Here is a 12744-nt window from a genome sequence, read left to right on the forward strand (position 1 = left end):
GACTGCACCCCGCCTGGGGAATGACGATCGCGAAGATCACCCCGCCATCAACCCTTCCACGTCATCCGCACTGCGCTCCAGCGCCGCGGTCAGCACGCGATGGCCGTCGGCGGTGATGAGCACGTCGTCCTCGATGCGGATGCCGATTCCGCGCCACTTCGCCGGCACGCTCGCGTCATCGGACGGGATGTACAGCCCGGGCTCGAGGGTGAACACCATTCCCGGTTCGAGCAGGCGCGATTCGCCGTCGATGCGGTATTCGCCCACGTCGTGGACGTCCAGGCCCAGCCAGTGGCCGGTCTTGTGCCGGTAGAAACGCTTGTAGTCCCCACGCTCGATCGCAGTCTCCAGCCGGCCCTTCAGCAGCCCGAGCGACAACAGCCCTTCGGTCAGCGTGGCCACTGCGGCGTCATGCCCGGCTTCGTACGCCACGCCGGGTCGCGACTGCGCCAACGCGGCGGCCTGGGCGGCGCAGACCAGGTCGTGCAGGGCGCGCTGTTCCTTCCTGAAACGGCCATTGACCGGAAACGTGCGAGTGATGTCGGCCGCATAGCCGCGGTATTCGGCGCCGGCGTCGATCAGCACCAGCTCGCCGTCGCGCGACTTCGCGTTGTTGTCGCGGTAATGCAGCACGCAGGCATTGGCACCGGCACCGACGATGCTGGCGTACGCCGGCTGCGCGTCGTGCATGCGGAACACGCGCTCCAGTTCCGCCTGCAATTCGTATTCGTGGATGCCGGCGCGGGCCGCGCGCATCGCTGCGCGATGGGCCTCGACGCTGATGTCGGCGGCGCGCTGCATCAGCTTGATTTCGTCGGCGGACTTGAACAGCCGCATCTCGTCCAGCAGGTGGCCGAGCTCGAGGAATTCCTGCGGCGGCTGCGCGCCCTGCCGGGCCTGCGCGCGCACGCGGTTGAGCCAGCCGATCAGGGTGAGGTCGAAGTCGGCATCGCGGCCCAGGTGGTAATGCACGCGGCGACGCCCTTCGAGCAGGCCCGGAAGGATGTCGTCGATGTCCGAGATCGGATAGGCATCGTCCATGCCCAGCAGTTCGACCGCGCCGTCAGGCCCGAGGCGCGGTCCGTCCCAGCCCTCGCGTTCGGGGTCGCGTTCGCGGCAGAACAGGATCGCCTCGCCATGCTTGCGACCGGGCACCAGCACCAGCACCGCATCGGGCTCGTTGCAGCCAGTCAGGTACCAGAAATCGGAATCCTGCCGATAGGGATAGTGGGTGTCGCGGCTGCGGATGCGCTCTGGCGCGGCCGGCAGGATCAGGATCGAACCGTCGCCGGCCGCCTGCATCAACTGCCTGCGGCGCCGCGCCAACGCCTTGCGACTGCTCGTGGTCGGCGCTGTCATTCGCTTGCACGCCTCAGTGCAGGCGCTGCCGGCTGCGCGGCCCGAGCGCGCAATCCGCATGCAGCAGCAGGACCGCCATGCGCAGGTATTCCTCGATCTCGGTCAGCGATTCCTCGTCCTGCTCGGGATCCACTTCCTCGATCCGCGCAGCGGCCAGGTTGGCCAGGTCGGCCAGCGCTTCCTGGCCTTCTTCCGACAAGGCCTTGTCGCCAACCGCCAGCCCAAAGCCGCCCAGGAAGGACCGGCACCAGGCGAACAGCCCGCCGGCACGCACCTGCACGTCGTCAGCGTCCGGCAGCAGCAGTTCGAAGCCGAAATCCGCATCGCCCAATTGCTTCGCACTGGCGGCGCGCAACCGGTCCAGCGTATCGCCGGGCACGGGTGACGGCAGGTCGGGATCGGCCATTACCGTGGCGATCCAGCCGGGCTGGTCCGCGCCACCCGCCGCCAGCCAACCGCACAACGCGCCATGCAGTTCGGCCGGGGTGCTGGCCAGTTGCAGCTGGTCGGCGGCGCTGGCCACGTCGGTCCAGGCCGGCAGCTCGGTTTCGCTCACGGGGATGCGCCTTGGTGCGGGGCCGCCCAGTTTAGCAATCCATGCCCCGGCCGGCTTGTTGCCAGTGCCGGCCCGTGCCTACACTGGCCGGATGGGGATTCGCGCCATCACGCCATCAAGCTTGGCCGGCGCCGGTGCGCCGCTGCCGGCGTCCTCTTCGATGCTCGACATGCCGTCCAGCCACGTCCTCGCCCTGCTCGTCGCATTGCTGGTGCTGGCGATGGCCGGCATGGCGATCGCCGGGCATCGCCGGCGCGAACGCGAACAGCGCGACCACCTGCGCGCCATGCGCGAACGCGAGCAACGCCTGCGCCTGTCGCTGTGGGCGTCCAACGAGATCTACTGGCAGTACGACCTGGAAAAGCGCGAGCTGGAGCGCACCCGGGTCGAACCCGACCTCAGCGACGACCTCGCCGTGCAGGTCGACCTGGACAAGGACCACCAGATCCATCCGGAAGACCTGCCGCTGGTGCTGGATCGCCTGCGCGAGTACGTCACCGGCGGCACCCAGATGTTCCTCTCCGAACACCGGATCATGGGCGAAGGCGGCCAGTGGCAATGGATGCGCGCGCGCGGCCGTGCGATCGCTCGCAACGAGATCGGCCACGTCACCCGCATCGCCGGCACCGCGCGCAACGTCACCTCGATCCGCGAGAAAGAGCGCGAGCGCCGCATCGCCAACGAGGTCATGCACAACATGGCCGAATCGGTGGCGGTGGTCGATGCCGAGTTCCGCTTCGTCGCGGTCAACCCCGCCTTCACCCGCATGAGCGGCTACGAAGCGGCGGACGTGATCGGCAAGGATGGCTCGATCATCAACAGCGACCAGCAGGACGAGGCCTTCTACGAAAAGTCGCGCGACGCGATGCAGCAGCAGGGCTGCTGGAGCGGCGAGATGTGGCAGAAGCGCAAGGACGGGCGCGATTTCCTGTGCGCGGTGCAGTTCAACGCGATCGTCGAACCGGGCAGCCGCAAGCGCCTGTACGTGGTGGTGGCCAGCGACATCACCGACCGCCGCCGGATCGAGCAGGAACTGCGCTACCTGGCCAACTACGACACCCTGACCAACCTGCCCAACCGCACCCTGCTGGCCGAGCGGCTGTCCCGCGCGATCGTCCGCGCGCGCCGCCAGGGCAGCCGCATGGCCCTGCTGTTCCTCGACCTGGACCGCTTCAAGGACATCAACGATTCGCTGGGCCACGCCACCGGCGACCGCATCCTGCGCGCCACCGCGCAGCGCCTGCAGGAGGTTGTCGGCGACGGCCACACCGTCGCCCGCATCGGCGGCGACGAATTCACCGTGCTGCTGGAAGATCTTTCCGGCGGCGACGAGGCCGAACGCTGCGCACAACGCATCATCGATGCCTTCGATGCACCGCTGCGTCTCGACGACCGTCACGAGATCGCGATCTCGCCGTCGATCGGCATCAGCCTGTTCCCCGACCACGCGCAGGTGCCCACCGACCTGCTCAAGCACGCCGACACCGCGATGTACCAGGCCAAGGCGGCCGGCCGGCGCACCTTCCTGCGCTACGCGGATGCAATGGATGGTGATATCCGCAGGCGCGCCACCCTGATCGCCGCGCTGCGCAAGGTCGTCGAACGCGGCGAATTGCGCCTGGTCTACCAACCGCAGCTGGTGCTGGCCGATGGCCGGATCGGCGCGGTCGAAGCGCTGCTGCGCTGGAACAGCCCGGAGCATGGCGACGTCCCGCCCAGTCAGTTCATCCCGCTGGCCGAGGAAAGCGGGCTGATCGTGTCGATCGGCGAATGGGTGCTGCGCGAAGCCTGCAACACCCTGGCCGACTGGCGTCGCGACGGCATCGACAATGTGCTGATGTCGGTCAACGTGTCGGCCGTGCAACTGCTGCGCAGCGACCTGGCGCAGACCGTGCAGCAGGTGCTGCGCGAAACCGGCGTCCCGGCCAACCAACTGGAACTGGAACTCACCGAAAGCGTGCTGATGGCGAACGCCGAACACGCGACCGAACGCCTGCAGACCTTCCGCCGATTGGGTGTGTCGATCGCGGTGGACGATTTCGGCACCGGCTATTCCTCGCTCGCCTACCTGCGCCGGCTGCCGATCACCACGCTGAAGATCGACAAGGCCTTCATCGATGACCTCGGCCGTCCCGGCGACAGCGAGGACGCGGCGATCACCACCACCGTCATCGCGATGGCGCATTCGCTCGGCCTGCGCGTGGTCGCCGAGGGCGTCGAAACCGCCGAGCAACAACGCTTCCTGCTGCAGCACGGCTGCGACATGGTGCAAGGCTATCTGCTGTCGGGTCCGCTGAATTCGCTGGACTGCCTGCGCTTCCTGCAGGACTGGCAAAACACGCCGCAGGTGGTGTCGGCCTCGGCGCGCCTTGACCCCGCCGCATCGCCTCCCTAAGGTGCCCGGATGGACAACCGCGACCTGCACGGCGAACTGCAACGGCTGCTGGTGCGCATCGACCTGCTGGCCACGCGCATGCAACGCCTGCAGGACGAGAACCGCAGCCTGCGCCAGCAACACGAGCAGATGGCCACCGAACGCGCGCAATTGCTGGCCAAGCAGGAACAGGCGCGCAGCCGCGTCGAGGCGATGATCAGCCGCCTGAAATCGCTGGAGCAGCACACGTGAGCACACCCGAGAGCGGCAAGAGCGAGCCGGTCAGCGTTCGCGTGCTGGATCGCGAATACACCGTCGGCGTCACCGAGGCCGAACGCGCGAGCCTGACCTCGGCCGCGCGCCTGCTCGACACCCGCATGCGCGAGTTGCGCGGCAGCAACAAGATGGTCGCCCCGGATCGCCTGGCCGTGCTGACCGCACTCAATCTGGCGCATGAACTGCAACAGCGCGAGGCCGTTGGCCAAGTCCGCAGCGACGACGACCTGTTCAAGCTGATCGATGCCGCCAATGCCAGGCTCGACGGCTTGCTCGTGTCGAACAGCTGAACGCCTGAATCCCCGCAGCACCTGCCGACCGATGGCGCTTGCCACGATCCGTCGCCTGCCTATACTGGTTACGTCCTCTGCCGTGAGCGACGGCGTGCGCAACATTCGCCTTGTCCCTTAATAACGACACCGGGGGCGTACTGGTTGCCGGGCGTGCAAGTCCGCCTAGAGCGGGAAGCCCGATGGCCGCCACGCGTTCCCACTTGAACCCCGGGTTCAAGGTCGTTTCGCATGCATCGCCACGGCGGAGACCCTTCTCCGTAACGCACCACCCCTCTTCGCAGCACGGTTTGCCTCCCGCGTGAGTTCCGCCCCCGACCGCGCCGTGCTGCGCCGCGAGCTCCGCCAACGCCGGCGCGACCTGCCCGCTGCGACACGCATCGCCGCTGCCGAATCGCTGGCGAATCGTTTGCTCGCCCTGCCGCTCCTGCCATCGTCTGGACACGTCGCCGGCTACTGGGCGATGGACGGCGAAATCGGCTTGCACGTGTTCCAGTTGCGCCTGCCGCCAGCGCTTACGTATTGCCTGCCTCTGCTGCATGCCGACGAATCGCTGCGGTTTGCGCCGTGGCGCGCGGGTGATCCGCTGGTGACCAACCGCTTCGGTATCCCCGAACCCGACATCGATCCCGACACCGCATTGCCCGCCAGCGACATGGCCATGCTGGTGCTGCCGCTGGTCGGCTTCGACGCACGCTGCAATCGATTGGGGATGGGCGGCGGTTGGTACGATCGCAGTCTCGCGTTCAGGCATGCGCGACGAGCGCCGCCGCTGTTTGTCGGTGCCGCGTTCGCCGTCCAGCAATGCGATGCCATCCCGATGCAGCCATGGGACGTTCGCCTGGACGCGGTGTGCAGCGAAGCCACTGCCCATTTCTCCGAGGACATCGCGTGAGCAAGCCCAGGCGCTACTGGATGATGAAGTCCGAGCCGGACGCCTTCGGCATCGACGACCTGGAGCGCGTCGGCACCGAGCCCTGGAACGGCGTGCGCAACTACCAGGCGCGCAACTTCATGCGCGACGGCATGCGCGAAGGCGACGGGGTGATGATCTATCACTCAAACTGCAAGGTGCCCGGCATCGCCGGTATCGCGAAGGTGGCCAGTGCGGCCTACCCGGACGAGACCCAGTTCGATGCCGCATCGAAATACTTCGACGAGAAGGCCACCCGCGAGCAACCGCGCTGGTTCTTGGTCGACGTCGGCTTCGAACGCAAGCTCAAGCGGCTGATCCCGCTTGAAGAGATCAAGCGTCACACCGACCAACTCGGCGAAGGCTTCGCGTTGACCGCGAAGGGCAGCCGGCTGTCTGTGTTTCCCGTTACCTCCGCGCAATGGAAATTGCTGCTTTCACTGGAATGATGCGATGAGCGAAGCGAAGCGACTGGCCGCGGTGAAGGCGATCGATTACGTCGAGGACGGCATGATCGTCGGCGTCGGCACCGGTTCGACCGTGGCCTATTTCATCGATGCACTGGCGCCTTGGCGCGACCGCATCGCCGGAGCGGTTTCCAGCTCCGAGCAGAGCACCGCGCGGCTGAAATTGCATGGCATCGAAGTGATCGACCTCAACACCGCCGGCACGCTCTCGCTGTACGTGGACGGCGCCGACGAATGCGATCCGCATAAGCGCCTGATCAAGGGCGGTGGCGCGGCGCTGACCCGCGAGAAGATCATCGCCGAGGCCAGCAAGACCTTCGTCTGCATCATCGATGCGAGCAAGCAGGTGCCGATCCTCGGCAAGTTCCCGTTGCCGGTGGAGGTGATTCCGATGGCGCGCAGCCTGGTCGCCCGCGAGATCCTGCGCACCACCGGCGGCCAGCCGGTCTGGCGCGACGGCATCGTCACCGACAACGGCAACGTGATCCTCGACATCCACAACCTGTCGATCGTCGATCCGGTGGGCATCGAACGCGAACTCAACCAGTTGCCCGGCGTTGTCAGCGTGGGCCTGTTCGCACGCCGCCCCGCCGACGTGGTGATCGTCGGCGCTGAACCGCCGATCGTGCTCTGAGCCTGCACGCCCCGGGCGTCGCGCACTGAATCTAGCGATGCGCTTCCTCCTTGCCGCCATCCTCGCGTGCAGCATGGTCACGAGTGCCGTCGCTGGCATGCCCGCCGACCCGGTCATGCGTCCGTCCGTGGAGCACTTGCCGCCCGCACTGCTTCGCGCCAAAGGCTGAGCTGCGCGGCATCGTCGCGCGGCGCGACATGGCGGCCCTGCTCACCAAGGTCCGTCCGGAAACCAAGCTTGATTTCGGCGGCAGCGAATTCCAGGCAGCCTGGAACGCCGCGACAGCGGCTGTGGTCGACGCTGCAAGAGATTCTCGCCTTGCCCGGAATATCGCGCAGGTTCGACCACGGCGACGAATGCTGCGCGCCCTGCGTGTTTTGCACGGGCTTGCCCGTCGACATCAATCCATGCTGACGGCAAGCGATGATCCCCGCAGCGTGCCGACGCCGGACTGGGCGCGGGTCAGCCTCGCCGATGGCACGGCCGGCTACATCAGTCGCCGCTGGCTTCGCAGCCCCATCGATTTCAGGCTGGTGTTGCGGGTGGACGACGGTACCGAACGCTGGTGGCTGGGGTTTCTGCTGGTCGGCCACTGAGCGCATGCTCGTCGTGGCGCGAATCTCCACTGGCGAGACCGCCAGCCTGCACCGTTAGTGGAATCGTGAAGTTTCGCAACGCCTTCGGAGACGTTGCGGATCGACACTGCTTTCCCAAGTGGACCTCGCCATGACCCTGCGTTGCCTGTTCGTCGACTTCGACTCGTTCTTCGCTTCGGTGGAGCAGCATGACGACCCGAGCCTGCGCGGCCGGCCGGTCGCGGTGATCCCGGTCGCCAGCACCACGACCTGCTGCATCGCCGCCAGCAAGGAAGCCAAGCGCGATTTCGGCATCAAGACCGGGACCGGCGTCGCCGAAGCGCTGGAGCGCTGTCCCGACATAGCCCTGCAACTCGCGCGCCCGGCCCGCTACGTGCGCGTGCATCACCAGTTCCTGGCGGCGATCGCCACCTGCATCCCGCACGGCAAGGCGGCATCCGTGGACGAAGTGCCGTGCTGGCTGATCGGCCGCGAACGGCAACGCGGCAATGCCACGGCCATCGCCCGCAACATCAAGCAGGCCCTGCGCGATATCGGCTTCGGCGACACCCTGAGCTGCTCGATCGGCATCGCCCCGAACAAGTTCCTGGCCAAGACCGCGTCCGACATGGACAAACCGGACGGGCTGACCGTCATCGAGGAAAGCGACCTGCCGAACGCCTTGCACGGACTGTCGCTGCGCGACCTGTGCGGCATCGGCCCCTCGATGGAAGCGCGTCTGGTGCGCGCCGGCATCGGCACGGTCCAGCGGTTGTGCGGTGCCTCGCGCGACCAGTTGCGCCGTGCCTGGGGCAGCATCGAAGGCGAACGCTTCTGGCTGCAGCTGCGCGGGTACGAGCTTCCGGAACGCGAAACCGCACGTGCTTCGGTCGGACATTCGCACGTGCTTGGGCCCGACCTACGCAATGTCTCCGGGATGCGCTCCGTGCTGTTCAAGTTGCTGGCCAAGGCGGCAATGCGGCTGCGCGACGAGGAACTGCTGGCCGGCGGGATGGCGATTCGCATCCGCTTCGTCGGCATGGACGCCCGCTTCGAGCGCGACCTGCGCTTCGCCCCGCTGGACGATACGCCAGCGTTGCTGCACCTGCTGGGCCGCCACCTGCAGGGCCTTGAGCGTGCAGCGACGGACGGTCGCTGGAACCAGAAACGGCATCCGCCTTTGTCGGTGGCGGTCACGCTCGTCGGTCTCTTGCCGCGCACCGCCACCTGCGGCGAGCTGATGGCCGACCGTCGGCAGGCGCACGCCGCCAGCGCCCTGCTGGACCGTGTGAACCGCAAGTACGGCAACAGCGCGCTGTACCTCGGCTCGATGGCCAAGGCGGTCGACCGCAACGCCGCCCCGATGCGGATCCCGTTCCAGCAGATTCCGAAGCCGGCGCTGGAAGAAGAAGCCGGCCTGCACGGCATCGAGCAGTCCCCCACCAATGCAGCCGACCTGCTGCAGGTGCGGATGAACCAGTTCAAGGTGCTGGCGGAGAAAACCCATCGCGAACGCGATGCGAAGCGGCATCGCCCATCCGGTGCCGGCGGCTGGAGCGTTATCGATCCGGCTCCGATCTCGCCGCAGGCGGCGCTGTTCTGAGCATCAACTTCAATGAATTCGAATCAATTTCCCAGCCTTGGCTGGCGAGGTTGATTAAGTTTTTCTTTGGTTTGTCCAAAGAAAAACCCCGCTTCGACTGAAGCGGGGTTTAGGGTAAAGACCCTGGCGATGACCTACTCTTGCATGGCTTGAGCCACACTACCATCGGCGCAGCTGTGTTTCACTTCCGAGTTCGGGATGGGATCGGGTGGTACCACAGCGCTTTTGTCACCAGGGAGAGGGTGGAGGGTCGCCGGCTTCGGATGAAGTAGCGCCACGCTCTCAGAGGGTGGGAAGAAGAGTGACGAGCGTTTGTTGCAAGCCATCAACGTGTTGAGGCCAAGGGTTTCATTCGACTAAACGAAGAAACTTGAGGTGATATGGTCAAGCCACACGGATCATTAGTACAGGTAAGCTCAACACATTACTGCGCTTACACACCCTGCCTATCAACCACCTGGTCTTGATGGTTCCTTTAGGGGACTTGTGTCCCGGGAGATCTCATCTTGAGGCGCGCTTCCCGCTTAGATGCTTTCAGCGGTTATCGCTTCCGAACGTAGCTACCCGGCAATGCCACTGGCGTGACAACCGGAACACCAGGGGTTCGTCCACTCCGGTCCTCTCGTACTAGGAGCAGCCCCTCTCAAATCTCCAACGCCCACGACAGATAGGGACCGAACTGTCTCACGACGTTCTGAACCCAGCTCGCGTACCACTTTAAATGGCGAACAGCCATACCCTTGGGACCGACTACAGCCCCAGGATGTGATGAGCCGACATCGAGGTGCCAAACACCGCCGTCGATATGAACTCTTGGGCGGTATCAGCCTGTTATCCCCGGAGTACCTTTTATCCGTTGAGCGATGGCCCTTCCATACAGAACCACCGGATCACTAAGTCCTAGTTTCCTACCTGCTTGATCCGTCGATCTTGCAGTCAAGCACGCTTATGCCTTTGCACACAGTGCGCGATGTCCGACCGCGCTGAGCGTACCTTCGAGCTCCTCCGTTACACTTTGGGAGGAGACCGCCCCAGTCAAACTACCCACCATACACGGTCCCCGACCCGGATTACGGGCCCAGGTTAGAACGTCAAGCACATCAGGGTGGTATTTCAAGGTTGGCTCCACCCCGGCTAGCGCCAGGGTTTCACAGCCTCCCACCTATCCTACACAGACGAACTCAACGTTCAGTGTAAAGCTATAGTAAAGGTTCACGGGGTCTTTCCGTCTTGCCGCGGGAACGCTGCATCTTCACAGCGATTTCAATTTCACTGAGTCTCGGGTGGAGACAGCGCCGCTGTCGTTACGCCATTCGTGCAGGTCGGAACTTACCCGACAAGGAATTTCGCTACCTTAGGACCGTTATAGTTACGGCCGCCGTTTACCGGGGCTTCGATCAAGAGCTTCGCCTTGCGGCTGACCCCATCAATTAACCTTCCGGCACCGGGCAGGCGTCACACCCTATACGTCCACTTTCGTGTTTGCAGAGTGCTGTGTTTTTGATAAACAGTCGCAGCGGCCTGGTCACTTCGGCCGACCTCAGCTATTCACCATGGTCGGCGCACCTTCTCCCGAAGTTACGGTGCTATTTTGCCTAGTTCCTTCACCCGAGTTCTCTCAAGCGCCTGAGAATTCTCATCCTGCCCACCTGTGTCGGTTTACGGTACGGTCTGCGTAAGCTGAAGCTTAGGGACTTTTCCTGGAAGCGTGATATCGGTGACTTAATCCTATTGGACTCGTCCTTGACCTCAATGTTGCACCCCCGGATTTGCCTAAGGGCACCACCTCAGTCCTCTCACCGGGACAACCAACGCCCGGCTCACCTAACCTTCTCCGTCCTCCCATCGCACTTACGCGAGGTGCTGGAATATTAACCAGCTTCCCATCGACTACGCATTTCTGCCTCGCCTTAGGGGCCGACTCACCCTGCGTCGATTAACGTTGCGCAAGGAAACCTTGGGCTTTCGGCGTGCGGGCTTTTCACCCGCATTATCGTTACTCATGTCAGCATTCGCACTTCCGATACCTCCAGCAGACTTCTCAATCCACCTTCAACGGCGTACGGAACGCTCCTCTACCGCGTACACATAAATGTGCACACCCCAAGCTTCGGTTTACTGCTTAGCCCCGTTAAATCTTCCCCGCAGACCGACTCGACCAGTGAGCTATTACGCTTTCTTTAAAGGGTGGCTGCTTCTAAGCCAACCTCCTGGCTGTCTGTGCCTTTCCACATGGTTTTCCACTTAGCAGTAATTTGGGACCTTAGCTGTGGGTCTGGGTTGTTTCCCTTTTCACGACGGACGTTAGCACCCGCCGTGTGTCTCCCGGATAGTCCGTGCTGGTATTCGGAGTTTGCAATGGTTTGGTAAGTCGCAATGACCCCCTAGCCATAACAGTGCTCTACCCCCAGCAGGATTCGTCCGAGGCGCTACCTAAATAGCTTTCGAGGAGAACCAGCTATCTCCGGGTTCGATTAGCTTTTCACTCCTAATCACAGCTCATCCCCGTCTTTTGCAACAGACGTGGGTTCGGGCCTCCAGTTGATGTTACTCAACCTTCACCCTGGCCATGACTAGATCACCCGGTTTCGGGTCTACTGCCCGCGACTATGCGCCCTTATCAGACTCGGTTTCCCTTCGCCTCCCCTATACGGTTAAGCTCGCCACGAACAGTAAGTCGCTGACCCATTATACAAAAGGTACGCCGTCACCCCGAAGGGCTCCGACTGCTTGTACGCACACGGTTTCAGGGTCTATTTCACTCCCTTCACCAGGGTTCTTTTCGCCTTTCCCTCACGGTACTGGTTCACTATCGGTCGGTCAGGAGTATTTAGCCTTGGAGGATGGTCCCCCCATGTTCAGACAGGGTTTCACGTGCCCCGCCCTACTCATTTTCATCGATCAGGCCCTTTCGCATACGGGGCTGTCACCCGCTATGGCCACACTTTCCAGAGTGTTTTGCTAGAACAAGATCGACTTTTGGGCTAGTCCGCGTTCGCTCGTCGCTACTGACGGAATCTCGGTTGATTTCTTTTCCTACGGTTACTTAGATATTTCAGTTCACCGCGTTCGCCTTGCATGGCTATGTATTCACCATGCAATACCCTTGCGGGTGGGTTTCCCCATTCGGACATCGCCGGATCAAAGCTTATTGCCAGCTCCCCGACGCTTTTCGCAGGCTGTCACGTCCTTCATCGCCTCTGACCGCCAAGGCATCCACCATGTGCGCTTATTCGCTTGACCATATCACCCCAAGTTGCCTCGGAATGACACGCATACCAGCGAACGGTACGACTTATCACTTGATAAAGATGGCTTTCGCCATCTCGCCTCAGCCTCGACACGTTGCAAGACTTGCGTCTCAAACGCTCGTTTGACTCTTCTTCCCGATTTTCAAAGAACATGCCCCAGCCTCAACGCCAGGGCATCTCAAAGTGTGTGTGCGCAGTCATTCAGAGATACATCGTGGTGGGTCTGGGAGGACTCGAACCACCGGCCTCGCCCTTATCAGGGGCGCGCTCTAACCACCTGAGCTACAGACCCAATGTGTCGTCGCCAGATGGTGGAGCCTGTCGGGATCGAACCGACGACCCCCTGCTTGCAAAGCAGGTGCTCTCCCAGCTGAGCTAAGGCCCCGTGTGTCACGGGACACGGCACCCCTCTCGGGCCACCGTTCTCTGAATGCAGGTCACTTGTG

The 12744-nt window shown here is 63.5% G+C and carries 11 protein-coding genes, 2 tRNA genes, 2 rRNA genes and 1 other RNA gene; 9 read left to right on the forward strand and 7 right to left on the reverse strand.

Features of this window, described 5'->3' with window-relative positions; genetic code table 11:
• Nucleotides 1–36: 36 nt before the first annotated feature.
• Both H9L16_RS02340 and H9L16_RS02345 read right to left on the reverse strand, forming a co-directional pair.
• A complete protein-coding gene (locus H9L16_RS02340) occupies nt 37–1359 on the reverse strand; it encodes an aminopeptidase P N-terminal domain-containing protein (RefSeq protein WP_187553005.1) in 1323 nt (440 codons plus the stop codon).
• Nucleotides 1360–1372: 13 nt separating this feature from the next.
• Complete coding sequence (locus tag H9L16_RS02345; RefSeq protein ID WP_187553006.1) at nt 1373–1915, reverse strand: UPF0149 family protein; 543 nt, start codon at nt 1913–1915, stop codon at nt 1373–1375.
• 91 nt (nt 1916–2006) lie between these two features.
• Between H9L16_RS02345 and H9L16_RS02350 the strand changes: the two genes are divergently transcribed.
• The 7 genes from H9L16_RS02350 (at nt 2007) to rpiA (ending at nt 6869) form a co-directional block, all read left to right on the forward strand.
• The gene (locus H9L16_RS02350; RefSeq protein ID WP_229796518.1) at nt 2007–4310 is read left to right on the forward strand and encodes a putative bifunctional diguanylate cyclase/phosphodiesterase; all 2304 of its coding nucleotides are present in this window, start codon (nt 2007–2009) and stop codon (nt 4308–4310) included.
• 9 nt (nt 4311–4319) lie between these two features.
• Nucleotides 4320–4541, forward strand: a complete 222-nt coding sequence (locus tag H9L16_RS02355) for a TIGR02449 family protein (protein WP_187553007.1) — start codon at nt 4320–4322, stop codon at nt 4539–4541.
• Nucleotides 4538–4855 (forward strand): cell division protein ZapA, encoded by a 318-nt coding sequence (locus tag H9L16_RS02360; RefSeq protein WP_187553008.1) that lies wholly within the window; start codon nt 4538–4540, stop codon nt 4853–4855. Before H9L16_RS02355 ends, H9L16_RS02360 begins: the two co-directional genes overlap by 4 nt.
• 71 nt (nt 4856–4926) lie before the next feature.
• Nucleotides 4927–5110, forward strand: a non-coding RNA gene (gene ssrS / locus H9L16_RS02365) — 6S RNA.
• 46 nt (nt 5111–5156) lie between these two features.
• Complete coding sequence (locus tag H9L16_RS02370; RefSeq protein ID WP_187553009.1) at nt 5157–5750, forward strand: 5-formyltetrahydrofolate cyclo-ligase; 594 nt, start codon at nt 5157–5159, stop codon at nt 5748–5750.
• Nucleotides 5751–5770: 20 nt separating this feature from the next.
• Nucleotides 5771–6217: an EVE domain-containing protein gene (locus H9L16_RS02375; protein ID WP_425507249.1), complete on the forward strand. Its 447-nt coding sequence runs from the start codon at nt 5771–5773 to the stop codon at nt 6215–6217.
• 4 nt (nt 6218–6221) lie between these two features.
• Nucleotides 6222–6869: a ribose-5-phosphate isomerase RpiA gene (rpiA, locus tag H9L16_RS02380; RefSeq protein WP_187553011.1), complete on the forward strand. Its 648-nt coding sequence runs from the start codon at nt 6222–6224 to the stop codon at nt 6867–6869.
• A 113-nt stretch (nt 6870–6982) separates the two neighbouring features.
• Here rpiA and H9L16_RS02385 read toward each other — a convergent pair whose 3' ends face one another.
• Complete coding sequence (locus H9L16_RS02385; protein ID WP_187553012.1) at nt 6983–7270, reverse strand: hypothetical protein; 288 nt, start codon at nt 7268–7270, stop codon at nt 6983–6985.
• Between the two features lie 6 nt (nt 7271–7276).
• On the opposite strand from H9L16_RS02385, the gene H9L16_RS02390 reads away from it, so the two are divergent.
• Both H9L16_RS02390 and H9L16_RS02395 read left to right on the forward strand, forming a co-directional pair.
• Nucleotides 7277–7465: a hypothetical protein gene (locus H9L16_RS02390; RefSeq protein WP_187553013.1), complete on the forward strand. Its 189-nt coding sequence runs from the start codon at nt 7277–7279 to the stop codon at nt 7463–7465.
• Nucleotides 7466–7595: 130 nt separating this feature from the next.
• Nucleotides 7596–9047, forward strand: coding sequence for a DNA polymerase Y family protein (locus H9L16_RS02395; protein ID WP_187553014.1), 1452 nt, complete (start codon nt 7596–7598; stop codon nt 9045–9047).
• A gap of 121 nt (nt 9048–9168) precedes the next feature.
• Here H9L16_RS02395 and rrf read toward each other — a convergent pair.
• From rrf to H9L16_RS02415, 4 genes are all read right to left on the reverse strand, one after another.
• A 5S ribosomal RNA gene (gene rrf, locus H9L16_RS02400) occupies nt 9169–9283 on the reverse strand.
• Between the two features lie 144 nt (nt 9284–9427).
• Nucleotides 9428–12290, reverse strand: a 23S ribosomal RNA gene (locus tag H9L16_RS02405).
• A gap of 223 nt (nt 12291–12513) precedes the next feature.
• Nucleotides 12514–12590, reverse strand: a tRNA-Ile gene (locus H9L16_RS02410).
• Between the two features lie 17 nt (nt 12591–12607).
• Nucleotides 12608–12683 (reverse strand) — tRNA-Ala (locus H9L16_RS02415).
• Between the last annotated feature and the right edge of the window lie 61 nt (nt 12684–12744).

This window comes from Thermomonas carbonis (assembly GCF_014396975.1).
Classification (GTDB): domain Bacteria; phylum Pseudomonadota; class Gammaproteobacteria; order Xanthomonadales; family Xanthomonadaceae; genus Thermomonas; species Thermomonas carbonis.